Raw genomic sequence first — 24426 nt, forward strand, 5'->3', positions numbered from 1 at the left:
TGACGACAACCGTGGTGGCGGTTTCCGTCGCGACGACCGTCCGTCCGGTGGTTTCAACCGTGATGACCGTGGTGGCGACCGTGGTGGCTTCCGTCGCGACGACCGTCCGTCCGGTGGCTTCCGCGCCGGTGGTGACCGTCGTGACGACAACCGTGGTGGCGGTTTCCGTCGCGACGACCGTCCGTCCGGTGGTTTCAACCGTGACGACCGTGGTGGCGACCGTGGCGGCTTCCGCCGCGACGACCGTCCGTCCGGTGGCTTCCGCGCCGGCGGTGCCGGCGAGCGCCCCTACGGCCGCCGCGACGACAACCGCCCCTCCGGCTCCGGTTCGACCGGCTCCTTCGGCGGCCGTCGTGACGACAAGCCCCGCTGGAAGCGCAACGGCTGACGTCTGAGCGCCGCCTGACACGGGATCGGCCCCCACAGCACTCCGCTGCTGTGGGGGCCGATCCCTTTTCCTTGTCCCGGGCCGCGGGCGTCAGCGGCTCCCGGAGATGCTCAGCAGCCGCCCATGGAGTCGTAGTAGCCCTCGACGCGCACACCGGGCGCCCGGTGCCTGCCGCGGGCTCGGTGCGCCGCGGGCGGCCGGAAACGACCGAGCGCCCCGCCCTGACGAAGCCGGACGGGGCGCTCGGTCCCAGGAAGCGCCTGCTCAGAGGGCTGCACCGTGTCGTCGGATCCATGCCAGATCAGGCCGTGCCAGCACGTCCGCTCACGCATCGCTCACGCATTCGGCAGCGCTGACCAGGGACTCTCGGCCTCTCTGGTTGTGGCACGGCCTTCCGTCATCCGCGCCACTCGAACAGGACGAGCGACGCATCGTCCGAGGTGGTCTCGCCGCGTGCCCTCTTGAGGGTGTGGGACAGGTCCCGGGCCACCGCGCGGATCCCGTGGTCGGCCTGCTCCAGCTGGTTCACCCAGTCGATCAGCTGCTTCTCGCCGAACTGCTCCTGCCCGCTTTTGTGTTCTTCGATCAGGCCGTCGGTGAAGCAGAGGACGCGGTCGCCAGGCTCCAACGCCACCGCGCTGACCTGCGGCTGGTCCCCTCCGAAGCCGACAGGGAGGGTCGTGGGGCTGTCCAGACGGCGTACGACGCGGTGTGCGCGGATCAGCATGGGCGCGGGATGCCCCGCGTTGACCCACTGGAGGCGCCCCGTGTCCGTGTCCAAGCGCATCATCTGGGCGGTCACGAAGTGGTCCGGGGCGAACTGCTCCGCGACGGCTCGGTCCATGAAGAGGTAGATCTCGGACAGTTCGATGCTGATCCGGCGGGCGTGGCGGTACGCGCCGATGGCCACCGTGGCCATCGTGGCCGCGTCCAGGCCGTGCCCCATGGCGTCGACCATGGCGAGGTGCAAGACGTCGCCGTTCAGGGCGTAGTCGAAGCTGTCCCCCGCCACGGCGTAGGCGGGCTCCAGAACTCCGGCGACCGCGACGTGCGGCATCACCATCGACAGCGGGGGCAACAGGGACCACTGGATCTCCGCAGCCACGCTCATCGGTTCACCGCGGCGGGTCCGGAAGAAGAGGTCCGTGTAGCCGTTCTTGGTCTGCAGCAGGTCGGCCGCCAGGCCCGCGATCCTGCGCAGGAGGCGGCGGGTGTCGTCGTCGACCCCGTCCAGGGTGACCGCGAGCACCCCCACCTGGTCGCCGCCGTCCAGCAGGGGCAGGTGGACCCGTATGCCGTCGGGCGTCAGGACTTCGACGGGGCGTGACTCCAGGAAGCACCGGCCGGCTTCGGACCGGTCGATGGGCAGCGCATCACCGGCGGCCCCGTCGTACGCGGGCAGGGGGACCAGCTGTTGCTGTCCGTAGTCCTGAAGCAGGATCTGCGGGTCACGTCCCCCCATGCGGGTCATCGTCTCCGCAACCAGCGGGCCGACCAGATGGGGTGGCAGCTCGTGCGCCCCGTCCAGGAGCACCCCGAGCAGTTCCTCCCCGAAGCTCTCCGAGCGGTCCGGGTCCGCGCGGCCTCCGACGGTCATCCTGTTGCCTCCAACCAGGCGGCGGGCCGGCTTCCGGCTGCACGGGCGGCGTGGCCTCCAGGATGCTCCCCGGCGACCGGGCACGCCACACGGCTTCGATGCTCCGCCCTCAACGGCACTGCGGGGGCGCGCGCGGTCGCTGCCGCGCGCCCCGGCTCGCATCGGCTGATGATGGGAGTACGGCCGAACACGCGGAGCTGACCATGACGGGGTGGCGTGTCAGGGACTACACCCAGGACGATCTCGAAGCGGTGCTCCGAGTCGACGCCGAGAGCGGCACGGCCGAAGGGTCACCGCTCTTTCCGCTCTCGGACACCGTGGCGGCGCTCCAGGCCCTGCACCCGGCGGTGGTGGCCACCGCGGACGAGGAGGTGGTCGGCGCCGCGGTGAGCAGGGTGGAGGGTGAGCGGGCGTGGATCCTGCGCATCAGCATGGCGCCCGCCTGGCGGCACCAAGGGCTGGGCAGCGACCTGATCACGGCCCTGGAGCACCGGCTGTTCGCCGGTGGAGTCCGAACGGTGCACGCGGTCCTGCCCGACGGCGAGACCGGTGCCACCGCCCTGCACAACTGCGGCTTCGGTGCCCGTCCCGGCCTGGTCTTCTTCGAGAAGCGCGGGCGAGTGACCCCTCAGTCGGTCAGCATGCTCGCGTCGCTGGGAGCGGAGCTACCGCCCGGGGGACTGTGGCAGCAGGTCGCGGGCATGCAGAAGGAGAAGGAGCTCATCGAGCGGCGCCTGGTCCTGCCACTGGCCCATCCCGAAATGGCCGCCCAGCACGGCGTGGAGCTGCCGAGGGCGGTGATGCTGTTCGGGCCGCCCGGGACGGGAAAGAGCACGTTCGCGCACGCGATCGCCAGCCGTCTGGGATGGCCGTTCCTCGAACTGTTCCCCGCCCGGCTGGCCGCCGAATACGGACTGGCGAGCGGGCTGAACCGGCGCTTCGACGAGATCGCCGGGCTCGACCACGTCCTGGTCTTCATCGACGAGGTCGAGGAGATCGCCGGGACCCGGAGCGGCGCGGACGCGACCGCGGTCGGCGTCGTCAACGAACTGCTCAAGGCGATCGTCCGGTTCCGGGGCCAGGACGGACGGCTGCTCGTCTGCGCCACGAACGACGTGACCACGCTCGACTCCGCGTTCCTACGGCACGGCCGTTTCGACTACGTACTACCGATCGGCCCGCCCGACGACCGCGCGAGGACCGCGCTGTGGGAGAGCTACCTGGCCCGGGCGGGCGCGCAGGGCGACAGTGCGGTGCTGGCGACCGCCAGCGAGGGGTTCACCCCCGCCGACATCGCCCATGTGGCGCGCACCGTCTCCCAAGTCCAGTTCGAGCACACCTTCGATACCGGAGCCCGGGCCCGCCCCACCACCGAGGACTACCTGCGCACGATCGGCGACACCAGGCCCACGGTCAGCGCGGCCATGGCCCAGGAGTTCGCCCAGCAGACCGAGACGTTCGCCCGCATCTAGGTGTGCTGTCCGGATCAGGCCGGGCCCGTGGCCGTCCCTTCCTCCTCGGCCTCCATGTGCCGGATTCCCTCGTGGGTGAGGGTGACCATCGCCGGGGTGTTGCCGGGTTCCCAGTCGACGGTGATCAGTCCTTCGCCCGCCAGGTAGGTGCAGGCGGCGGCCAGGTCCTGTTCCGGTACGTGGAGGTCATGCCGCAGCTGTGCTCCGGTGATGCCGAGGAGGCGGTTGCCTTCGACGGCTTCGTACAGGACCCGGAGCACCTGACCGCGGTAGGTCTTGCGTTCGCGCAGTGTGGCCATGACCGCGTCCTTTCGTGTGTGGGGTGGAGCGGGCTCCGGGGCCGGTCGGGGCGTCTCGGATCTCGTCGGAGTGTGCGCCGGTGCCGGCGGGGGTCCTGCTGGTGGCCGACCACGAGCGGGCGAGGCCCGAGGGTGTCGCCGTGTCCACGGTGAGGTGGAGGCGGGTGTTGCCGTCGAAGGCGGGGTAGCTGCGCTGTTCCGCGCCTGCGAGTCGGGGCGCCGAGGCGCCCCGACCGCTGCCCCCGGTCGGAGGAAGGTCTGTTCCTCACCGGTCGGCACCCGTGTGGTGGGCTCGACGACCGGTGTCGTCCGGCAGGCCGGGAGGCCTCGGCAGGGGGTCGCTGAAGCGGTAGGCCTTGATCCGCGCGTCGTGCTGGGCGTTCAGCAGGTGGATCCAGCGCATTCCGATGCCGATCACGAGGATGATCACTGCGATGAAGACGACGGTCTCCACGGAGATCACCTCCAGCCGTTTCCGGACCGCGGCAGGGCGGTTCGGCCCATCGGCTCCCCGAAGGGGGACATGCAGGCCCCGCCTTCACCCTCCCAGGTGGCTTCCCGGCGGCGGGCGTCGCGGATGCCGCGCCCGATGACGGTCTCGTTGGCCATCAGGACGTCTGCGGCCAGGACGCTGCCCGGGATCGCGGCGGCGGCCATCAGCCGGGCCGCGGCCGCGGGCTCGGTCTCGGGCGGGACCACCAGGAGGTCCCAGCGGCCGACGGTGTAGGAGAGCAGGATCAGCTTGTCGGGGTCCTGTTCGGTGAACCAGCCCACGTGCAAAAGGTGCCCGGCCACGGCAACCGTGCGCGGGACGACCGGCCAGCGGCTGGGGTTCACGCTGACGCGCGTGATGCGCCCCCAGGTCTCGTCCAGAGCGGCGGCGAGAGCGGGGAGCTCGGCTTCGAGGTCACGAGAGCGGGGCCACCAGGCACCGTCCAGCCGGCCTGCCAGAGCGGTCTTCGGCGTGAGGGACAGACGGGCCGGGCGCAGGACAACAGCCGACTGCGCGGCGCGGTCGAGGGTCGTGGTCATGTCGCGGACCCGTCCCCGCGGGGGGGGGGCGGGGGGCGCGGACAGGGCGCGCCCCCGCCCGGGGCCGGCGCCCCCCCGCCCCGGTGCAGTGATCGCCGGAAACGACGTCCGCGTGGGAGCGGGTGTGCGAAATGCTCCCGGTCTCTTCACCGTACTCCGGTTCGCGATCCGGGAAGCCGATTCTGACCAGGTATTTTCCGGCGCAGACGGCGAGAGCGGCGCAGCCGGTTCCCCTCGCCACACCGTGAGGGCGGGCGGAGTACCGTGAAACGACGGAGACGCTCCCCAGCTCAACAGCCTTTTCGACGCCGCTGCCGGCCGTCGAACGGGGGGCCGCCGCACCGCGAGACAGGCGGAATCACCATGGCTGCATCCGACAACCCCGACCCTTTGAAGCTCCTCCCGGACGCGATCCACCAAGCGGTCAAGCCGGGCGCCGCCCTGCTCCGGCTGGAAACCACACGGTCCCGCGAAGGGCTCCTGGACGGCGCCTGGTGGCCGCGCTCCAGGGACGTCACGATCGAGCTGCCCGCACTGATCACGGCACTGACCGCGCACCTCGGGCCCATCACGCGGGTTGGCCTGGACACCTCCGCCTGGCGGGACGTCCCGACCCGTCTGGTCATCGACGGCCAGGTCGTGCACCTCGACGCCGACCCCGTCGGCGACGACACCGTCCTCGTCACTCGCGGCCACAACGACCACTTCGCCCTGCTGATGGTCCCCCCGGACACCACCGCCGACGCCGCCCGCGAAGCGATGGCCCGCGCCGTCCGCGCCGACAACGTCACGCAGGCCACTCAGATCCTCATCGCGACCACACCCGAACCTGAGGACGGCGCCGCCGAGGCGGCGGGCTGACCCCGAATCCTCAGTGGCCGAGTGGTGCGCCGGTCAGAGCCCCTCGTCGTGCAGGTCCTCCTCGCGCAGAAGATCGTCCTCGCGGCGGCGCGAGGCCTCCTTCTGACCGGGCTTTTGTCCCTTCTCGCCCTTCTCGCGGGACGACCGGCCGGGCTGGGGCTGCGCAGGGTCTCCGGGGCGACGGTGTTCCTGCGCCTCGCGCCCCTTGCCCGGCTCCTGGCGCTTGTCCTGCCTACCGTCCATGACGGCGACTCCTCTTGATGCGTGGGGTACGGATTCCTCTCCGATCACGCTGACACGCGCCGCGACGGTCTGCATCATGTCGACTGCGAAGCAAGGCACACGGATGACGCCCCTCCCCGGTGTGGCAGCGTCGGAAGGCCGGTCGTCCCTTCAGGGCCGAGGCTTGACGGGTTCGCGGCAAGTGTCCAGGCCTGCGGGATGGAGTCGAGCAGCGCGTCGTAGGACGTGAGCTGTTCGGTGGCCACCACCTCACTGGTGGCCGTCAGCTCCACGTGCTCGACGTAGCGGACGGTCTTGAAGACCGCGAACAGCGTGTCGTCGTACCGCTCCACCTTGGGCCGTTGATGCGCGTGGACGGCGTCCTCGATCGCGAGCGGATGAAGTCCGAACAGCTCGGCGAGGCTGGCGAACTCCTCCTGGTCCGGCTCGTGCAAACCGATCCGGACGAATCCGTCACCCGCCTTGCGGACCCGCCGCAGAGCCTCCTCGGCCTCGCAGTCCCCGTACTGCCGCACGCCCTCGGCATAGACCACGCAGTTCACAACCGAGCTTCCCAGAGGAGAGCGCGCCGGGTGGCTGATGCCAACGAGGAGATCGAGTCCCGCAAAGAGACGCTCCGCCACTCCACGATCACGCTGACCTCGGATACATACACGAGCCTGCTCCCCGAGGCCGACCAGGCTGCGGCAGAAGCGGCGGCCCAGCTGGTGCCTCGTGCCCGCTCATCCGCCCCCTGACCAGGGCATGACGGGCCGTCCGCTCACGCATCGCTCACGCACCGGCCCGGAAACGACTTAGCGCCCCACCTGGACGAAACCGGGTGGGGCGCTAAGTGCCAGGTCAGAGGGGGTATCCCTCCCCTGGGAGCAGTAGGCCATGTCGGACTCGAACCGACAACCAACGGATTAAAAGTCCGCTGCTCTGCCAATTGAGCTAATGGCCCAGGCGCGCTCACCCCAGAGCATAGCGGGAGAGGCCCCCCAGACCGATCGGGTATCGACCGGGACGGGCCGCGGCGGTTTCCCGCCATCGGGGGCCCGGTCGGGGCGGAGGGGGTGGGGCAGGGGTCCGGAGGGGGATCGGGGCCTTTCCTTGCGGCCCTGACCTGCGGTTATGTTCTTTCAGGGGGAGGTCGGGGGGTTAATTGGCGGAGTGGGCCTCCCGGATGACGTAGAGTTGGGTTTACCGACGCGGGGTGGAGCAGCTCGGTAGCTCGCTGGGCTCATAACCCAGAGGTCGCAGGTTCAAATCCTGTCCCCGCTACTCAGTACGAAGGCCCGGTTCCCTTGTGGAACCGGGCCTTCGTCGTATGCGCTGCCCCTTGTTCCGCTCCTTGCTCCGTTTCTTGCGGCGCTCCTTCACCCGGTCGGCCCGGTGCGGTCGCCGTGTGTCGGCCGTACCGCCAGCCTTGGAGGGCGAGGCGGGACCGGGCGGCAGGAGAGCAGCGTGGTGGGGCTGGGCCGGCAGGGCGGTGACGCGAGCGGGGCGACGGAGCCCGGCGACGGGGCGGGCCGGCAGGTGCTCCAGGCGCTCCCGGCGCTGCTGATCCTCCTCGGCCTCGGCTTCGACCTGCTGACCCCGCCCGGTTTCACGGGCTCCCCCTTCTTCTCGGCGGCCCCGCTGATCGCCGCCCCCGTCTTCAGCTTCCTGGCGACCGCCCTGACCGGGTTCGCCGCCTCCAGCGCCGTGGTGGCCCTGCACTTGCGCAACGCCGCCGACTGGAGGGTGGACGCGCTGACCGAGTTGGTGACGGTGGTGACCGTCTCCGGGCTGGCCCTGCTCATCAACCGGGTCGTGCGGCGCAGCGGCGAGCGGCTCGCCTCCGCGCGCGGGATCGCCGAGGCGGCCCAGCGGGCCGTGCTGCCGACGCCGGCCGAGCGGATCGGGGGGCTGCACGTCTCCGCGCGGTACGAGGCCGCGCAGGCCGACGCGTTCATCGGCGGGGACCTCTACGCCGTCCAGGACACCCCGTACGGGGTGCGGCTCGCGGTGGGCGACGTACGGGGCAAGGGGCTGGGTGCCGTGGAGGCCGTCGCCGTGGTCCTGGGTGCCTTCCGGGAGGCCGCGGACACCGAACCGACCCTGGAGGCGCTCGCGGAGCGGCTGGAGCGGGCCCTGGCCCGTGAGGGCGTCCGCCGGGACAGCCTGGACGCGGTCGAGGGGTTCACCACCTGTGTGCTCGGCGAGGTCCCGGCCGGGGCCGGGGTGTTGCGGCTGCTCAACCGGGGCCACCCCGAACCGCTGCTGCTGTACGCCGACGGGGGCCTGGCGGTCCTCGAACCGGCCGAGCCCTCGCTCCCGCTGGGGCTGGGGCTGGGGGTGCTGTCGGCCGGTCCGCCGGATCCGGTCGGGGAGTGGCCCTTCCCGCAGGGCGCCACCCTGCTCCTTTACACCGACGGGGTGACCGAGGCCCGGGACGCGGCGGGCGTCTTCTACGATCCGGCGGCCCGCCTGCGCGGGCGGGTCTTCCCGGGGCCGGGCGAGGTGCTCGGCGCCCTCAGCAGCGACGTCCGCCGGCACACGGGCGGCGGGACCACCGACGACATGGCGCTGCTCGCCGTGGGGCGGCCGCAGGAGGGGCAGCCGGAGCGCAGGCGGACGGTCCCCGTGGTGCGGCGCGAGGAGGAATGACTCCCGAGCGGTGACGTTGCGTAGCCCATGGGGTGCTCTGCGCTAGGAAGTTGACGGTTCGTCATTCGGGCCATCGTGGCCGAAGTGAAGGGGTTGGGCGTGGATATTTGTCCTGAGTTGATGCTCGATGGGGTGAATGTTCAGGCCAGAGCTGTTCGGGGTGTGGCTGATTGGGGTTAACGATCAGTCGCAACAGCTTGGAATCACTCCCCCGCGTCTATTACCGTTCGATAACGCAGCGCGGACGTCACAGCCGTCGCAAGAGACGGCACCCGTGCGCGTTCTCGCTCATGAGGAGTGTGCCCCGGTGGCCTCCAACTCGCCTTCCCCTGAGGGCATCGACGTTCCGGAGACGCCCACCGCAGGAGCCTGGGGCGAGTGGAATCCGACGGAGGACTCCGCCCGTTCGGTCCGCGGCAAGCACCGCGTCCTCAAGCAGCGCGGCGGACTCGCCCGCAGCTCGACCGTGCTCGGGGTCGGCGTGATCGCGGCGGTCGGCGCGGGCGGCATCGCCACCGCGCAGGACCGGCCGCAGGTCGCGATATCCATGCCCTCGCTCCCGGACCTGCCCGACCTGCTGGGCGGCGGCCACTCCTCCGAGGCGGCCGGCGCGGACACCGCGGCGCCCGCCGGGGCGGCGGCCGCGCGGACCGCCGGGGTCCCGGGGCAGGCCGACGGCCAGGGCCACGGGCAGGCCGACGCGGGGGAGGCCCTGCGCCACCGCATCCTCCAGCAGGCCGAGTCGCAGCAGGAGGCCGTCGAGACCCAGGCGCGGGCGGACGCCGAGCGGACCGCGCGCGAGGCCGCGGCCCAGGAGGCCCGCACCCAGAAGGAAGCGGCCGACAAGGAGGCCGAGACGGTTCGCGCGGCCGCGGAGAAGGCCGCCGCGGAGAAGGCCGAAGCGGACAAGGCGGCCGCGGCCGCCGCGGCGACGGCGGCCAAGGACGCGGAGGGCGGCGGATCCGGGTCCGGCGCGGGCACGAAGACCTCGGGCGGCTACTCCCTCCCCACCTCCTCCTACACGCTCACCTCGCACTACGGCGACTCCGGCTCCATGTGGTCCTCCGGGCACCACACCGGCCTCGACTTCGCGGCGCCGACCGGCACCCCGGTCAAGGCCGTGGGCGGCGGGAAGGTCATCTCGGCCGGCTGGTCGGGCGCCTACGGCTACCGGATCGTGCTCCAGCTCGATGACGGTACGGAGGTCTGGTACTGCCACCTCTCCTCCATGTCGGTGACCTCCGGGACGGTCGGCGCGGGCGAGACCATCGGACGGGTCGGCGCGACCGGCAACGTCACCGGGGCCCACCTGCACCTTGAGGTGCGCAAGGGCGGCTCGACGGTCGACCCGCTGGCATGGCTGGAGGCCAAGGGGCTCAGCGTCTAGTCCCGGGGCGCCGCCGCGTGCCGCCTCGTGGCGGTCCCGCCGGCCGCCGCCCGCCGAGAGGCCGGTCTTCAGGGGCGGACGGAGGCGGACAGGGCCGGGGCCCTGGGGGGCGGCACCGCCATCGGGGCCGGTGCCGGTGTCGCCGGGCGCGCGAAGGGCGGCGCCGGCCGGGTGGCCAGGGGCTCCTGGGTGGCCTGGGGTGGCCGGGGCGTGTGCGGGCCGGCCAGCGGGTCGTACCACGGCGGCAGCAGCTCCTCCAGCACCGCCGCCCGCGCCAGGACGGGCGCGGCCGTCGCCCGGCGGAGCCAGAGGCGGTCCAGCAACTCCCGTTCCTGTACGGCGAATTCCCGGTCGAGGGCGGGATCCCGGTCGGGGCCGGCGGTCTGCCGGGCCTGCCGGGCGTGCCGGCGCAGCAGGGCGAGGGCGGCGGCGTCCGCCGCGTAGCGGGACACCGCCCGGGCGGCGGGCCGGCCACCGCTGCGGCGGGCCAGGGCCCGCGCCAGGGACCGGGCCGGCATCGAGGCCAGCGCCGGGACCTCCGCCGGGCCGAGCCAGCCCGCGCGGGCGTACACCGACAGCTCGGCGGCGACGGCCCGCAGTCTGTGACGCCGTATCCGCACGGCCAGCCCCAGCAGCAGCGCGAACGCCGGGACCATCACGCAGCCGTAGACCGCGTAGAAACCGTACTCACCGAAGTGTGAGGAGCCGTTCCACAGCGCGTGCAGACCCATGGCGAGGCCCAGGCCCAGCAGGGGCGGGCCCACCCGGCGCGCGCGGCCCGCACCGGCCGCGGCCATGCCGAAGCCGAGCCCGGTCAGCACGGTGAACAGGGGGTGTGCGAACGGGGACAGCACCGCCCGCACGAAGAACGTCGCCGCCGTCATGGAGTCCAGGACGCCGGTGCCCTTGGCGAGGTCCTCCTCGAAGGCGTTGCCCAGGTAGAGGACGTTCTCGGTGCAGGCGAAGCCGGTGGCGGTGAACCCGGCCAGCACGAACCCGTCGGCGGGGCCGGTGAACTGCCGTCTTCGGAAGGCGAAGACGAGGAGCAGCGCGGCGGCCTTGGCGCTCTCCTCCACGACCGGGGCGATCGCCACCGAGCCGAACCGGTCGGCGTCGAAGGGGTCGGTGGTGGCCGCGGCCATCCACTCGGTCGCGAAACTGTTCGCCAGTATCGCGATCAGCGCCGCGGTGCAGGCCCCCCAGCCGAAGCAGAACATCAACTGCCGCCAGGGGGCGGGCGCGGCCCGGCCGAGCCACCGGAACGCCGCCATCAGCGGCGGTACGGGCAGCAGGGCCAGGCCGAGTCCTACGAGGAAACCGGCGGTGCCGGTCTGCTCCCGCACGAGTTCCAGGATGGTGAACCCGGTCGCGGTGAGCAGGGTGACGGGCACGCACACGCGGACCGGGTCCGGTGTGCGTGCGAGCACACGGGAGAGCGCTCGGAGCACATGGTGACCCTACCGAGCCGCTCGGACACTCGGAGTGATGTTTGTCAGTTCTTGGGGCGGGCGCGGGTGAAGAGGAGGTCGTGGACGACGTGGCCCTTGTCGAGTCCCTGGCCCTCGAAGCGGGTGAGGGGGCGGAACTCGGGGCGCGGCGCGTAGCCGCCGTCGGCCTGCGTGTTCTCGAACTCCGGGTGCGCGGTGAGGACTTCGAGCATCTGCTCCGCGTACGGCTCCCAGTCCGTCGCGCAGTGCAGCAGGGCCCCCGGCGCCAGGCGGGTGGCGGCCAGGTCGAGGAACTCGGGCTGGATCAGCCGCCGCTTGTGGTGGCGGGCCTTGGGCCACGGGTCCGGGAAGTACACGCGCAGTCCGGCGAGGGAGGCGGGCGGCAGCATCTCGCGGAGCAGGATGATGGCGTCGCCGTTGGCCACGCGGACATTGGTCATCCCGCCGCGCTCGGCGAGCGCGAGGAGGTTGCCCTGGCCCGGGGTGTGCACGTCGGCGGCGAGGATGCCGGTCGAGGGGTCGGCGGCGGCCATCTGGGCGGTGGCCTCGCCCATGCCGAAGCCGATCTCCAGGACCACGGGCAGGCCGTCGAAGAGCCGGTGCAGGTCGATGACCTCGTGGCCGTCGATGTCGAGCCCCCAGGTCCCCCACAGGCGCTTCAGCGCCTCGCCCTGGCCGGTGGTGACCCGGCTGCGGCGCGGCTGGAAGCTGCGGATCCGCCGCTCGTGGTGCGACCCGGCGGGGTCGGGCGCGGGGCCGTCGGGGAAACGGGGCTCGGTGCGCCACTTGGGGGGCACGTACGCGGTCGCCTCGGGCGCGGTGTCCGGGAGGCTGGGCTGGGGGTTCGGGGACTCAGACACAATGCGCCGATTCTACGACGCGGGGGCACCGGCGGGGCGGCTGCCTAGCGGGCGGCCGGGGCGCCCCGGGTGAGGCGGGGGAGGGACGCGTCCAGGGCCGGGACCGCGCGGCGGCGCGGGGTGGAGGTGCCCGTCCAGCAGGTTCCGCGGCGGGCCAGGAGGCGGCGCAGCCACAGCTCCATCGAGACGAGTTCCGCCAGCCCGTCGAGCGGTACGGGCCTGCCGTCGGCGGCGTCGGACAGGGCCCGCTGCACGACCCGGGCCTCGATCAGCCCGGCGTCGGCCAGCAGCGGGGCGGAGAACAGGGAGAGCAGGCCGGGCAGGGCGGCCCGCAGCCCGAGCCGGCTCGCGGTCTCGTTCGGGGTGTGGGCGGTGGCGCCCCACCCGGGCGGCAGTTCCCGCACCCCGGCGGAGGCCAGCACGCTGCGCAGGATCTCGGCGCGGGCCCCGGGCTGCACCCGCAGGGACTCCGGCAGGGCGCGCGCGGCCCGTACGACCTGGTTGTCGAGGAACGGCGCGTGCAGGCGCTGGCTGCGGACCTCCACGGCCTGCTCGAAGACCCGGTGGTCGGCCGCGTGGCGGGCCAGCAGCGCGCGGGCGCGGGCCTCGCCGGGCCGCAGCGAGAGCGGGGGGCGTCCGGCGGCGGCCCGGAGGCGGATCGATACTTCCGCCAGCGCCTCCCCGGTCAGCCAGCCCGCGGCCGGCCCCGGGCGGGACCAGGTCAGGGCCGCCAGGGAGGCGTCGACCGGCCCCGAGACCGCGGCGGCGACCCCGCCCTCGCGCAGCCGGGCCGCCGCCGCCTCGATGCCCGCGCGGTACGGCGTACGGGCCAGGCGGCGGGCCGCCGAGTACACGGTGAGCGGCACGAGGAGGGACTCCCCGGAGGCCGAGGCGGCGCGGGCGAGGGCGGCGACCGGGCGCAGCAGGTGGCGGCGTCTGCGGTCCAGCAGCAGGTCGGCCATGCGGGCGGGGTGCGCGTCGAGGACCTGGCGGGCCCCGTGCCCGGTGAAGTGGTCCGCGGAGCCGGCCGCCAGGCGGCGCCGCTCGCGGGCGGCGGTGACCAGGGAGGGGCCGGGTTCGTCGGTGAGCGGGCCGTCGAGTTCCGCGTAGGGGAGCGCCTCCGCGGCCGCGGCCACCACGACGTGGTGCAGCCGGGGGTCGGCGGCGAGGGCGTGGGCGCGTTCGAGCTCGGCCTCGCGGCCCTGCGGGGTGGCCAGGTCGTTGAAGGTGACGGCGAGGAGCCGGGAGCCGGTGCCGGGCAGGGTGCCGGGGGAGCCCGGGAGCCCGGCGGCGAGGAGGGCCAGCGTCGCCGAGGCGCTGCCGCCGGAGAGGTCGGCGCCCACCCCGGGCGCGGGGGCGCCCCGGGCCGCACGCCGGTCGGCGGGTCCCATTCCGGGCACGGGGCCGGGGTCGGTCACCAGTACGTCGGGAGCATGACGGGGCGCCGTGAGCCGGGCGCGCACCGCGGCCGTCAACGCTTCCCGTACGCCCTCCACCGCGCGCTCCGGGTCGGCCTCGGGCGCGGCCACCGCGAGGGAGGCCACCGGCTCGTACCCGGTGATCTCCCGGGAGCCCTCGCGCAGGATCAGCGTGTGGCCGGGCGGGATCCGCCGCACGCCGACGTACGGTGTGCCGTCGCCCAGTGCCTCCGGGCTGTCGGGGCAGGCCAGCAGGGCCGCGAGATGGCCGACGTCGAGCTGCGCCTCGATCAGGTCGGCGAGCGGGAGGGCGGCGGTGGCGTACGCGGTGCCGCCCGCCCAGGGCGTGTAGAAGACGGGCCGGGCCCCCGCGAGGTCGCCGAGGACGGTGATGCGGCGGCCGGCCTGGACGACGGCGGTGTAGCTGCCGGACCACTCGGTGAGGTGGCGCAGGGCGCCGCCGCGGGCGGCGTAGAGGGCGCGGCGCAGTTCTGCGTCGGTGGCGCCGCAGCAGCCGAGGACGGCGAGCCGGGTGAAGGGGTCCGCGGGGTCGGCGGTGACGGTGCGGATCTCGTCGGGGCGCCAGTCGCCGACGGCCCAGAGGGGGTCGGGGTCGCCCCAGAGCAGTTGGGCGCCGACGGGGTGGACGGTGCGTTCCGCGTCCTGGGCGGCCGGATCGTCGGCGTACGCGGCGTCCGCGATGCCGCCGCGCGGCGGGGCCGCGTGGGGGTACGCGCCGTGGGGTCCGTACGTCCCGTGGGCGGGGTCCGCGGAGTCGGCCCGGCCGCCGCCGCGGGGCGGTTCGCCCTGGTGGGAGACCCGGCCGGCCGTACCGAAGCTCGCGGCGATACTGCTCCACCCGACCAACCAGCGCACCGCCGCCTCCCCCAGCCCGTGGGCACATGACCGGGGCAACGGACGGCACGGACGACGCGGTCGGCGCCGGAGGGCGCGGCCGGCGGGACCCCGGGTGGCTCGGGGTCCATGCTGCCACGAGACGGGCGTGCGAGAGTGGCTTCGGGGGCGCGCATGCAAACGAACACGCCCCGGCCACGCGGTATTTGGCGTTCCGTTCCCACCGCCCCATAGGTCGGTTTCGGCCATTCTTCGGCCGTGCTGAGTGCCCGCGACGGTCCGTGCGCGGTCCGCACGCGGGCCGCGGTCCGGGAGGCGGTCTCCACCCCCCGGACCGTTCCGCCACCCGCGGGGATTGAGGCGGCGGCATCCCCCGGCCCTCCGGTTCCACGCGGCGGGCCGACCCACGCACCGCACATCGAATCGCCGGGCCCCGGGACCGGCCAGAGCGCACGGCCGGGCGCACGGCCACACGGGCGGAGCACGAGCTGACACGTGCGCCCCGGGGCCGGGCCCCGCCCGGACTGTGCATGCGGACAACAATCCCGCCATACGGAAGTCGGGGCCTTAACGCTTGGGAGGCGGGGAACTACGCTGGGTTTACGAAATGCCGGGCGCCTATGCCCCGGCGGCGTCTGCGTTCCGCGTGTGACGAGGGGTGGCGCATGTCCAGGGAGCTCCGCGAGCCCAATGAGAAGCTCGGCGCCGTCCTCGCCCTCGCGGGCATCAGCAACGCGGGACTGGCCCGGCGGGTCAACGACCTCGGCGCGCAGCGCGGTCTGACGCTCCGGTACGACAAGACCTCGGTCGCGCGGTGGGTGTCGAAGGGGATGGTGCCCCAGGGCGCCGCGCCCCACCTGATCGCGGCCGCCATCGGCGCGAAGCTGGGGCGCCCGGTGCCGCTGCACGAGATCGGGCTCGCGGACGCGGACCCCGCGCCCGAGGTCGGGCTGGCCTTCCCGCGCGACATCGGCGCGGCCGTGCGTTCGGCGACCGACCTCTACCGGCTCGACCTCGCGGGGCGGCGGGGCGGTGGCGGGATCTGGCAGTCGCTCGCCGGGTCCTTCGCGGTGTCGGCGTACGCGACGCCCGCGTCGCGCTGGCTGATATCTCCGGCCGACAGCTCGGTGGCGCGCGAACCGGGTCCCGTACGGGAGAAGGCTCCGCTTCCGGTTCCGCTTCCGGTTCCGCTTCCGGCGGCCGGGGAGGCCTCCGGTACGGCCGCTGGGGCCGCTGGGGCCGAGCGGGCCGGTGCGACCGATGGGGCGATCGGCGGGGCGACCGGGGCCGTGGCGCCCCGGCGGGCGTCCGGAGTGCCCGGACCGTCCGTACGGACCCCCGCGCAGGGCGTTGTGCCCCCCCGGCCCGGATCCGAAACCGGTCACCAGACCCCCGCCGCTGCCACGGCCCCCGCCGCTCCCGCTCCCGGCGTGCTCTCCGACGCCTCCCCGCAGCGCGTCGGCCACAGCGACGTCACGAAGCTGCGCGAGGCTGCCGAGGACGCCCGCCGCTGGGACTCCAAGTACGGCGGCGGCGACTGGCGTTCGTCGATGGTCCCCGAGTGCCTGCGGGTCGACGCCGCGCCGCTGCTGCTCGGCTCGTACAGCGACGAGGTGGGCCGCGCCCTCTTCGGCGCCACCGCCGAACTGACCCGGCTGGCGGGCTGGATGGCCTTCGACACCGGCCAGCAGGAGGCGGCCCAGCGCTACTACATCCAGGCGCTGCGGCTGGCCCGCGCGGCCGCCGACGTACCGCTCGGCGGCTACGTCCTGGCCTCGATGTCGCTCCAGGCGACCTACCGGGACTTCCCCGACGAAGGAGTGGACCTCGCCCAGGCCGCCGTCGAACGCAACCGGGGCCTGGCCACCGCCCGCACCATGAGTTTCTTCCGCCTCGTCGAGGCCCGCGCCCATGCGAAGGCGGGCGACTCGGCGGCCGCCGGGGCCGCGCTGCGGGCGGCCGAGGGCTGGCTGGAGCGTTCCCGTGAGGGTGACGCCGATCCGACCTGGCTGGGTTTCTACTCGTACGACCGTTTCGCGGCGGATGCTGCGGAATGCTACCGGGACCTGAAACTCCCGCGTCAGGTCCGGCGTTTCACCGAACAGGCGCTGTCCCGCCCCACGGAGGAGTACGTCCGCTCGCACGGGCTGCGCCTGGTCGTGAGCGCGGTCGCCGAGCTGGAGTCCGGCAACCTCGACGCGGCCTGCGCGGCCGGCACCCGGGCCGTGGAGGTCGCGGGCCGGATCTCCTCGGCGCGGACCAACGAGTACGTACGGGACCTGCTGCACCGGCTGGAACCGTACGGGGACGAACCGCGCGTCGCGGAGCTGCGCGAGCGGGCCCGACCGCTCCTGGTGACACCCGCGTAGCCGCTCTGTCGGTGGCGGGGTGCAGTATGCAGGGGTGGGAGGTGTCAGCGTGGGCGGCGGCGTGGACTGCGATGTGCTGGTGATCGGTGGCGGGATCGTCGGCATGTCGACGGCGCATGCCCTGTCGCGGCTGGCCCCGGGGACGCGGGTGACCGTACTGGAGAAGGAGACCGGCCCCGCCCGGCACCAGACGGGCCGCAACAGCGGGGTGATCCACAGCGGCATTTACTACCGCCCGGGATCGCTCAAGGCGCGCTTCGCGGTGCGCGGGGCCGCCGAGATGGTGAAGTTCTGCGCGGAGCACGGCATCGCCCACGAGGTGACGGGCAAGCTGATCGTCGCCACCGAGCGCGCGGAGCTGCCGCGCCTGCACTCCCTCGTCCAGCGCGGCCGCGAGAACGGCATCCCGGTGCGCGAGCTCGGCCCCGCCCAGATCGCCGAGTACGAGCCGGAGATCCGCGGCCTCGCCGCCATCCACGTCGGCACGACCGGCATCGTCGACTACGGGCAGGTCGCGGCGCAGCTCGCGGAGTCCTCCGGCGCCGAGATCCTCTACGGCGCCGAGGTGGACCTGATCTCCCGCCGCCCCTCCGCCGTCGCGGTACGCACCACGTCCGGGCTGGTGGTCAGGGCGAAGGTGCTGGTGAACTGCGCCGGCCTGCAGTGCGACCGGATCGCCCGCCTCGCCGGTGACGACCCCGGCATGCGGATCATCCCCTTCCGCGGCGAGTACCACGACCTGGCCCGCCCGGAGCTGGTCCGGGGGCTGGTCTACCCGGTGCCCGACCCGGCGTTCCCCTTTCTCGGCGTCCACCTCACCCGCGGCATCGGCGGCGGCGTCCACGTCGGCCCGAACGCCGTCCCCGCGCTGGCCCGCGAGGGCTACGACTGGGCCACCGTCCGGCCCCGCGACCTCGCCACCGAGCTGGCCTGGCCGGGATCCTGGCGGATGGCGTCCCGGCACTGGCGCTACGGGGCCGGGGAGATCCACCGCTCGCTGTCGAAGCGGGCCTTCACGGACGCGGTACGCCGCCTCCTGCCCGGCGTCACCACCGCGGACCTCACCCCGGCCGGGTCCGGAGTCCGCGCGCAGGCCGTCCTGCGGGACGGGACCCTCGTGGACGACTTCCTCATCCGCGAGGCCCCGCGCACGGTCCACGTCCTCAACGCCCCGTCACCGGCGGCGACCGCGTCCCTCCCCATCGGCCGGGAGATCGCCACCCGCACCCTCACCACCCTCCGCACGTCCTGACCCCTCCCACCGGGCACTGGGCCACACCACCCGGCCGTGGCCCGTCGGGCCCACCACCTGCCCGGCTGCGCCGCACCGCACCAGAGCCCCTGGCTGCGCCGTCCGGGTCCGCCGGACGGAATTCCAGCCCCGCCGACGTTTGAGACGGGGGTCCGGGGCGGAGCGCCGGGAGCCCTGGCTCGGCTCGGCGCGGGCCTGGCCCGGTCCCGGCTCTGGCCCCGTCCCGGTGCCCGCCCGTCCCGGTGGAGGCCCGTCCCGGTGGAGGCCCGGTCCCGGCTCACGCCCGTCCCGGTGCAGGCCCGGCCCGGCTCACGCCCGGCCCGGCCCGGCCCAGGCCAGGCTCGGCGGGATCCGTCGGGCCTCCGGGGGCAGAGCCGCGCTCCGGTCCCCCTGCGCCCCCGGGCCTCCGAGGCAGCGTCGTGCGGGAGGTCGCGGCGTCGGGGCCGGTGAGCCCGCTGACCGTGGCGCGGGACCCCGCCACCAGCCATGCGGCGATCCTCGCGGAGCTGCCGGCCACTCCCTGCGCCGAGACCCGCGCGGTGCGGCCCCGGCAGAGCTGCCCGGCAGGGCCCGGCCGGCCGTCCGCGGCCCCTCCGCCGCCGCGCGGCGTGATCCCGTGCCCGGCAGGGCCCGGTCCCGTCGGCGCTACGCGGAGCGGTTCCCCGCCGGCCCGCCGGCCCGCCGGCCCGCCGGCCCGGCGCCCGTGCTGCCCGGGCCGTCGCCGGGCCGGGGCCCGGAAGGGGTTGTGCCCGGTTTTGCGGGGGGCGCCCGGGCGCGCCGGGACCGTCCCCGGGCCGGGGGCCCGGAAACTCCGCGTCGCTTCCCACGGGGGCAGGGCAGAATTGCCCGGTGCGGTACCTCATCCTCGGCACCACCGAGGCACGTGACGAGACCGGCGCCCCCCTTCCCCTCGGCGGCGCCCGCCTGCGCGCGCTCCTCGCCGCGCTCGCCCTGCGCGCCGGCGGCCCCGCCGCCGCCCCCGTCGCCGACCTCGTCGACGAGGTCTGGGGCGACGACCCGCCCCAGGACGCCCCCGCCGCCCTGCAGGCCCTCGTCTCCCGGCTGCGCCGCGCCCTCGGGTCCCGTGACAGCGTCCGCGCCGACCCCGCCGGCGGCTACCGCCTCGCCGCGGCCCGCGAGGACGTCGACCTCCACCGTTTCACGCGGCTCGCCGCCCTCGGCGCCGAGAAGCTCGCCGCGCCCGCCGCCGACCCCGCCGCCGCGGAGGCCACCCTCCGCGAGGCCCTCTCGCTCTGGCGCGGCCCCGCCCTCGCCGACCTCCCCGAGCCCGCCCGCACCTCCCTCGCCGCCGCCACCGAGGCCCGCCGCACCTGCGCCGCGCGCGACCGCGTCGAGGCGGACCTGCACAGCGGCGCCACCGCACCGGCCGCACTCCTGCCGGAGATCGAGGCGCTGATCCACGAGCATCCGTACGACGAAGAACTGCGCGCCCAGCAGCTGCGCGCGCTCCGCGCCGCCGGACGCCCCGCCGACGCGCTCGCCGCGTACGAGCGCACTCGACGCGACCTCGCCGAAGACCTCGGCACCGACCCCGGCCCGCGGCTGCGCGCCCTGCACGCGGAGCTGCTCCAGGCCCCGCCGCCCCCGCCCCCGCCCCCGCAGCCCCGCGGCAACCTCCGCCACCGCCTGACCTCCTTCGTCGGCCGCGAGCCCGAACTCGCCTCGCTCGCCGGCGACCTCGCCCGCTCCCGGCTCGTCACCCTCACCGGCCCCGGCGGCTCCGGGAAGACCCGGCTCGCCGAGCACGCCGCCGCCGACCAGCCGGATTCCGGCTGGCTCGTCGAACTCGCCCGACTCGACCACCCCGCCGCCGTACCCGGCGCCGTCCTCAGCGCCCTCGGCCTGCGTGAGAGCAACCTCGTCGCCCGGGAGAAGGCCACCACCGCCGACCCCGCCGACCTCCTCGTCGAGCACTGCGCGCACCGCAGCCTGCTCCTCGTCTTCGACAACTGCGAGCACGTCATCGGCGCCGCCGCCGAACTCGCCGAACGCCTCCTCACCCACTGCCCCGGCGTCCGCATCCTCGCCACCAGCCGTGAACCCCTCGGCGTGCCGGGCGAGTTCCTGCGCCCCCTCGAACCCCTGCCGCCCGCCCCCGCGCACCGGCTCTTCGCCGAGCGTGCCGCCTCCGCCCGCCCCGGCTTCACCCCCGCCGACGATCCCGCCGCCGTCGCCGAGATCTGCGCCCGCCTCGACGGCCTGCCGCTGGCCATCGAACTGGCCGCCGCGCGGCTGCGGCTGCTCACCCCGCGCCAGATCGCCGACCGGCTCGACGACCGCTTCCGCCTCCTCACCGGCGGCGCCCGCACCCTGCTGCCCCGCCAGCAGACCCTGCGCGCGGTCGTCGACTGGTCCTGGGACCTCCTCGACGCCTCCGAACGGGCCGTCCTCACCCGCCTGTCGGTCTTCGCAGGCGGCTGCGACCTGGCCGCCGCCGAAGCCGTCTGCGCCGACGCCGACGGCACCGACGGCACCCTCGACGTCGCCGACGTCCTCGGCTCACTCGTCGACAAGTCCCTTGTCCTCGCCGAACCCGACGGGGACGAGACCGCGCCCGGTATGCGCTACCGCATGCTGGAGACCATCCACGAGTACGCCGCCGAGCGCGCCGCCGCCGACCCGGCCGGCCTCCGCGCCGCCGCCCACCGCCACGCCGCGCACTACCTCGCCTTCGTCGAGCGCGCCGAACCCCTGATGCGCTCGCAGGCCCAGCTCCCCTGGATCCGGCGCGTCGAGACCGAGCTCGACAACCTCCGCACCGCCCTCGACACCACCCTCGCCGACACCCCCGCGCGAACCCCCGACACCGCCCAGCGCATCGCCCTCGCCCTCGGCTGGTTCTGGTGGCTGCGCGACTACCGCGTCGAAGGCGTCGCGTGGATCGGCCGCATCCTCGACCGCACCCCCGCCGACGAGCCCGAGGGATCCCGCGCGTACTGGAACTCCCTGCACCTGCGGATCCTCCACATGTTCCTGCAGGCCGAGAGCCACCCGGGCGACCACTTCCGCACCCCCGAGTTCCGTGCCCTCGCCGGCCGCATCAAGGAGGTCTTCCGCCAGGACTCGTCCGAATCGGTCCGCTTCCCGGGGATGCTCTGGCCCGCGCTCGGTTTCCTCACCGGCGAAACCTCCGACTTCCTCGCCGACCTCGACCGGGGCGTCGCCAACGCCCGCCGCCACGCGGGGGACTGGGAACTCGGCGTCATCCTGATGTTCCGCGCCCACACCGCCATCGACACGACGGGCGGCCTGCCCACCGTGGACGCCGACCTCGCCGAGCTCCACAGGATCGCCTCCCGGGTCGGCGACCGCTGGACCCGCGCCCAAGTCGCCAGCGCCGCCGGCGAGATGGCCCTCTCGCGCGGCCGCTACGACGAGGCCCGCGCCGAGTACGAGGAATGCCTGCGCCTGGCCCGCGAGGTCGGCGCCCACACCGAGGCCCCCTTCGCCCTCGCCCGCATCGCGGAGGCCGTCTACAGCGGCGGCGACCTCGACGGCGCCGAGCGGCTCCTGGCGGAGGCCGAGCAGGAGGCCGACCGGCAGGGCGGGCTCTACGACGTCGTGGCCTTCGCCCGGCTCCTCACCGCGGTCTTCGCCCTCCGGCGCGGGGACACGGCCCGGGCCCGCACCGCGTGCGAGGAGGCCCGCACCGCGGCGGACGGCATCACGGCCCCCGCGCAGTTCGCCGCCGGGCTGAACACCGTCGAAGCCGCCCTCCTCGCCCGCGAGCAGGGCCCGGAAGCCGGCCTCGCCAAGGCCGCCCGGGGCCTCGCCGACGCGGTCGCCGCCCGCTGCGCGGAGCGGTTCCTGGCCGCCCTCGCCGAGACCGCCGCCCTGCTGCTGGCGGACGCCGACCGTCCGGCCGAGAGCGTACGGGTCCTCGCGGCGGCCACCGCCTGGCGCGCGGGCCACCCCCGTACGGTCCCCGAGGAGGCCACCCTGGTGGGCCTCCCGGCCCGCACCCGCGCCCTGCTCGGGGCGGCCGGCCAGGCCGCGGCGGAAGCGGAGGGCCGGACCCTCAGCCCCGCCGAGGTAGCCGCCCTGCTCGCCGCTCCCACCGCGCTCAGCGGCAGCTGATCATCGAGTCCGCCCAGCTCGCCAGCGTCGGCAGGTGCCCCTGCCCGGCCTGTTCCACCACCAGCCGCAGCGTCCTGTGCCCGGCCAGGGACACCCGGACGTCCGCCGGGGCGTCGCCGTACCCGAGCGCCCCCGAACGCCACAGCCGCTGCCCGTCGCCGTAGACGGAGAACCGCAGCTTCCCGTCGGTCGGCAGCGACAGCCCGTCCACCCCGGCGCGCGCCGAGAAGTCGGTGCACTGCCGGTTGAGGGTGATCTCCACCGAGGAGCGGGAGTTCACCGTGACGCCCTGCCCGAACCGCCGCCCGCCCACCTCCAGCCCCCACCGCTGCCACACCCAGCTGCTGCGCCAGGTCTCCACCTCCGGCCCGGTGTGCTGCCCGAACGCGGAGTGCCCGATCCGCGCCAGCTGGAAGTCCCGGTCCGCCGGGGGCTCGGGCGAGGGCTCGACGGGTGACGGCGTGGGCGTCGGCGTCCGAGAGGGCTCCGGCTCCGGCACGGGCGAGGCCGAGGGCGGCTTCGAAGCCGAAGCCGAAGCCGAAGCCGAAGCCGAAGCCGGGGCCGGGGACGACGGCGGCCCCGACACGGGAGCCGAGGGTTCCGTGGAGCGCCGGGGCGGTACGGGTCCCGGCGCGGCCGGAGACGGATCCCCCGGCGCCCTGCTCTCCGGAGCCGCGGACGCGGGCGGCATCGGCACGGCCGGAGCCACCACCCCGGGTGCGGGCTTCACGGCGGCCTGCGGTTCGGGCTCGTCCCCGACGAGGGCGAACACCACCCCGGCCGCCGCGGCGACCGCTATCCCGGCGGCGATGGCGGCCTTGGCGGGCAGCCCGAGCCCCTCGGCGACAGCGGCACCCCCGCTCCCCGCCCCGGCACCCCCGGTCCCGCCGGCCGCCCCCGCCCCGGCCGTACCCGCACCCGCGGCACCGGCCCCCGTAGAGGAACCGCCCGCTGCGGCGGCAGCGGCTCCCGCCCCACCGGCCGCGACGGCCCCACCCGCCACGACCCCGGCCGCCTTGGCGGCGTACCCGGCGGCGAACCACCCGATGACCGCGACCGGCAGCAGCGCGGGAATCCCCGCGTTGACGTCCTTCAGCTCCCCGGCGGCGAGCCGGCACTTCGCGCACTCCTCCAAGTGCTTGCGCAGCCCCCGCTCCGCCCGCATCCGCAACCCGCCCCGGGCGTAAGCCCCCAGCCGGTCCGCGTACCGCGCGCAGTCGCCGCCCTCGCTGAGCGCGGAACTCACGTGCGCCTGGAGGTAGGCCTGCTTGAGGCCTTCCCGGGCCCGACTGGCCAGCACCGCCGTCGCGTTGGCGCTCAGCCCGAACAGCGGGGCGATCGCACTCGGCGACGCTTCCTCGACCGTGGTGTGCCACAACACGGCCTGCCACCGCTCGGGCAGGCTCCTGAAGGCCTGCAGGGCGAGCGACCGCTCGGCCTCGTGCATCGCCCGGACGTCCGCGCCCAGTTCCAGGCCGTCCTCACCGGACAGTCCGCCCAGCCCGCCCGTGCCCTCGGTACCGGCCGCGGCCTGCTCCGCGAACAGTGCGAAGTCCTCGACCAGGTGCTCCCGCCGAGCGGTCTTCCCCCAGGCCGCGGCGACCCGCCGCACGGTGGTGAGCAAGTACGCCCGCACCGACTGGTCCGGCCCCGCACCACCGCGCACCGCCTGGAGCGTCCGCGCGAACACCTCGGCGGTCAGGTCGTCGGCCGTGTGCCCGTCCCGGCAACAGGTGCGTGCGTACCGGCGTACGGCCTCGGAGTGCCGACGGAACAGTTCCGCGTACGCGCCGTCGTCACCGCCGCGCATCCGGGCGATCAAGTCGGCGTCGGAAGGCGGCAGATCGGCGCCACCCAGCCGCGGAGCGGCGCGCCGTCCACCGGGTTCGCGCTGGGCCGGCACCTGCCGTGGGGGCAGGCTCCCCGGCCCGGCCTCCCCGCCGGAACCACCGGGGGACTCGTCCCGCCCGTCAACGCTCACCGCGGAAGCCCCCGCACGACACACTCAGCCCGGTACACCGATCCAGCGTGTCACACGGTGCCGGTGCCCAAGATGCCTCTGCGCGGCATCCACCCGTCCGGGCAAGTTCCGGCGACTCGATGACCCCACCGAAACGGTCCTCACCCGTTCGAGTGACTGCCGCCCCGCGGTTGCCCGTTGACGAGCGGACCGGAAGCAACGCGCCCGCCCGCCGGGCCGGGCCATCCCCGAAAGC

At 74.8% G+C, this 24426-nt stretch carries 17 protein-coding genes, 2 tRNA genes and 2 pseudogenes; 9 read left to right on the forward strand and 12 right to left on the reverse strand.

Translation table 11 applies throughout. The annotated features are described in order from the left end of the window. Both ACEPPI_RS29540 and ACEPPI_RS29545 read right to left on the reverse strand, forming a co-directional pair. Nucleotides 1-424, reverse strand: a 424-nt coding sequence (locus tag ACEPPI_RS29540; RefSeq protein WP_373918329.1) for a hypothetical protein, incomplete at its 3' end; no start/stop codon positions are given. Between the two features lie 361 nt (nt 425-785). Next, on the reverse strand, nt 786-1985 hold the full coding sequence (locus tag ACEPPI_RS29545; RefSeq protein WP_373918330.1) for a PP2C family protein-serine/threonine phosphatase: 1200 nt from the start codon (nt 1983-1985) through the stop codon (nt 786-788). 203 nt (nt 1986-2188) lie between these two features. Between ACEPPI_RS29545 and ACEPPI_RS29550 the strand changes: the two genes are divergently transcribed. Next, nucleotides 2189-3457, forward strand: coding sequence for an ATP-binding protein (locus tag ACEPPI_RS29550; protein ID WP_373918331.1), 1269 nt, complete (start codon nt 2189-2191; stop codon nt 3455-3457). Between the two features lie 14 nt (nt 3458-3471). Here ACEPPI_RS29550 and ACEPPI_RS29555 read toward each other — a convergent pair whose 3' ends face one another. The 3 genes from ACEPPI_RS29555 to ACEPPI_RS29565 all read right to left on the reverse strand — a co-directional run bounded on the left by ACEPPI_RS29555 (nt 3472) and on the right by ACEPPI_RS29565 (nt 4788). Further along, nucleotides 3472-3756 carry a hypothetical protein gene (locus tag ACEPPI_RS29555; RefSeq protein WP_373918332.1) on the reverse strand — a complete coding sequence of 95 codons (285 nt, stop codon included), beginning with the start codon at nt 3754-3756 and terminating at the stop codon, nt 3472-3474. A 265-nt stretch (nt 3757-4021) separates the two neighbouring features. Next, complete coding sequence (locus tag ACEPPI_RS29560) at nt 4022-4210, reverse strand: hypothetical protein (protein ID WP_373918333.1); 189 nt, start codon at nt 4208-4210, stop codon at nt 4022-4024. Nucleotides 4211-4215: 5 nt separating this feature from the next. Next, nucleotides 4216-4788, reverse strand: coding sequence for a DUF5994 family protein (locus ACEPPI_RS29565; protein ID WP_373918334.1), 573 nt, complete (start codon nt 4786-4788; stop codon nt 4216-4218). Between the two features lie 363 nt (nt 4789-5151). On the opposite strand from ACEPPI_RS29565, the gene ACEPPI_RS29570 reads away from it, so the two are divergent. Beyond that, the gene (locus ACEPPI_RS29570) at nt 5152-5649 is read left to right on the forward strand and encodes a DUF5994 family protein (RefSeq protein WP_373918335.1); all 498 of its coding nucleotides are present in this window, start codon (nt 5152-5154) and stop codon (nt 5647-5649) included. A 33-nt stretch (nt 5650-5682) separates the two neighbouring features. Here the strand turns inward: ACEPPI_RS29570 and ACEPPI_RS29575 are convergent, their stop codons facing one another. Together ACEPPI_RS29575 and ACEPPI_RS29580 are read right to left on the reverse strand one after the other, a co-directional pair. Further along, nucleotides 5683-5892, reverse strand: a complete 210-nt coding sequence (locus ACEPPI_RS29575) for a hypothetical protein (RefSeq protein WP_373918336.1) — start codon at nt 5890-5892, stop codon at nt 5683-5685. Nucleotides 5893-6119: 227 nt separating this feature from the next. After that, nucleotides 6120-6539 (reverse strand): annotated as a pseudogene (locus ACEPPI_RS29580) (CorA family divalent cation transporter); the annotation flags it as partial. On the opposite strand from ACEPPI_RS29580, the pseudogene ACEPPI_RS29585 reads away from it, so the two are divergent. After that, nucleotides 6498-6629: pseudogene (locus ACEPPI_RS29585) on the forward strand (integrase); the annotation flags it as partial. The pseudogenes ACEPPI_RS29580 and ACEPPI_RS29585 overlap by 42 nt on opposite strands. A gap of 133 nt (nt 6630-6762) precedes the next feature. On the opposite strand, the gene ACEPPI_RS29590 reads toward ACEPPI_RS29585, so the two are convergent. Next, nucleotides 6763-6835: transfer RNA gene (locus ACEPPI_RS29590), tRNA-Lys, on the reverse strand. Nucleotides 6836-7081: 246 nt separating this feature from the next. Here ACEPPI_RS29590 and ACEPPI_RS29595 point away from each other — a divergent pair. The 3 genes from ACEPPI_RS29595 to ACEPPI_RS29605 all read left to right on the forward strand — a co-directional run bounded on the left by ACEPPI_RS29595 (nt 7082) and on the right by ACEPPI_RS29605 (nt 9910). Then, nucleotides 7082-7155, forward strand: a tRNA-Met gene (locus ACEPPI_RS29595). A gap of 183 nt (nt 7156-7338) precedes the next feature. Further along, the gene (locus tag ACEPPI_RS29600; RefSeq protein ID WP_373918337.1) at nt 7339-8523 is read left to right on the forward strand and encodes a PP2C family protein-serine/threonine phosphatase; all 1185 of its coding nucleotides are present in this window, start codon (nt 7339-7341) and stop codon (nt 8521-8523) included. 307 nt (nt 8524-8830) lie between these two features. After that, nucleotides 8831-9910 carry a M23 family metallopeptidase gene (locus ACEPPI_RS29605; RefSeq protein ID WP_373918338.1) on the forward strand — a complete coding sequence of 360 codons (1080 nt, stop codon included), beginning with the start codon at nt 8831-8833 and terminating at the stop codon, nt 9908-9910. A gap of 68 nt (nt 9911-9978) precedes the next feature. Here the strand turns inward: ACEPPI_RS29605 and ACEPPI_RS29610 are convergent, their stop codons facing one another. The 3 genes from ACEPPI_RS29610 to ACEPPI_RS29620 form a co-directional block, all read right to left on the reverse strand. Then, entirely contained in the window at nt 9979-11337 is a 1359-nt protein-coding gene (locus tag ACEPPI_RS29610; RefSeq protein WP_373918339.1) for a PrsW family intramembrane metalloprotease, read from the reverse strand. Between the two features lie 65 nt (nt 11338-11402). Then, the gene (gene trmB / locus ACEPPI_RS29615) at nt 11403-12218 is read right to left on the reverse strand and encodes a tRNA (guanosine(46)-N7)-methyltransferase TrmB (RefSeq protein WP_373918340.1); all 816 of its coding nucleotides are present in this window, start codon (nt 12216-12218) and stop codon (nt 11403-11405) included. Nucleotides 12219-12262: 44 nt separating this feature from the next. After that, entirely contained in the window at nt 12263-14512 is a 2250-nt protein-coding gene (locus tag ACEPPI_RS29620) for an asparagine synthase-related protein (RefSeq protein ID WP_373918341.1), read from the reverse strand. Between the two features lie 644 nt (nt 14513-15156). Between ACEPPI_RS29620 and ACEPPI_RS29625 the strand changes: the two genes are divergently transcribed. The 3 genes from ACEPPI_RS29625 to ACEPPI_RS29635 all read left to right on the forward strand — a co-directional run bounded on the left by ACEPPI_RS29625 (nt 15157) and on the right by ACEPPI_RS29635 (nt 22210). Beyond that, nucleotides 15157-16860: a sporulation protein gene (locus tag ACEPPI_RS29625; protein WP_373918342.1), complete on the forward strand. Its 1704-nt coding sequence runs from the start codon at nt 15157-15159 to the stop codon at nt 16858-16860. A 19-nt stretch (nt 16861-16879) separates the two neighbouring features. Then, nucleotides 16880-18112: an L-2-hydroxyglutarate oxidase gene (lhgO, locus tag ACEPPI_RS29630; protein ID WP_373918343.1), complete on the forward strand. Its 1233-nt coding sequence runs from the start codon at nt 16880-16882 to the stop codon at nt 18110-18112. 849 nt (nt 18113-18961) lie between these two features. Then, nucleotides 18962-22210 (forward strand): BTAD domain-containing putative transcriptional regulator, encoded by a 3249-nt coding sequence (locus ACEPPI_RS29635; protein ID WP_373918344.1) that lies wholly within the window; start codon nt 18962-18964, stop codon nt 22208-22210. On the opposite strand, the gene ACEPPI_RS29640 is transcribed toward ACEPPI_RS29635, so the two are convergent. Continuing rightward, on the reverse strand, nt 22197-24191 hold the full coding sequence (locus ACEPPI_RS29640; RefSeq protein ID WP_373918345.1) for a sigma-70 family RNA polymerase sigma factor: 1995 nt from the start codon (nt 24189-24191) through the stop codon (nt 22197-22199). The genes ACEPPI_RS29635 and ACEPPI_RS29640 overlap by 14 nt on opposite strands. Nucleotides 24192-24426: the final 235 nt, after the last annotated feature.

The sequence above is a fragment of the Streptomyces sp. AB3(2024) genome (assembly GCF_041862025.1).
GTDB lineage: Bacteria > Actinomycetota > Actinomycetes > Streptomycetales > Streptomycetaceae > Streptomyces.

Excerpts from the sequence above, each read along its gene's own strand:
- ACEPPI_RS29545 (WP_373918330.1), bottom strand. The coding sequence starts at position 1,985 with ATGACCGTCGGAGGCCGCGCGGACCCGGACCGCTCGGAGAGCTTCGGG.
- ACEPPI_RS29550 (WP_373918331.1), top strand. The coding sequence starts at position 2,189 with ATGACGGGGTGGCGTGTCAGGGACTACACCCAGGACGATCTCGAAGCG.
- ACEPPI_RS29555 (WP_373918332.1), bottom strand. The coding sequence starts at position 3,756 with ATGGCCACACTGCGCGAACGCAAGACCTACCGCGGTCAGGTGCTCCGG.
- ACEPPI_RS29565 (WP_373918334.1), bottom strand. The coding sequence starts at position 4,788 with ATGACCACGACCCTCGACCGCGCCGCGCAGTCGGCTGTTGTCCTGCGC.
- ACEPPI_RS29570 (WP_373918335.1), top strand. The coding sequence starts at position 5,152 with ATGGCTGCATCCGACAACCCCGACCCTTTGAAGCTCCTCCCGGACGCG.
- ACEPPI_RS29575 (WP_373918336.1), bottom strand. The coding sequence starts at position 5,892 with ATGGACGGTAGGCAGGACAAGCGCCAGGAGCCGGGCAAGGGGCGCGAG.
- ACEPPI_RS29625 (WP_373918342.1), top strand. The coding sequence starts at position 15,157 with ATGTCCAGGGAGCTCCGCGAGCCCAATGAGAAGCTCGGCGCCGTCCTC.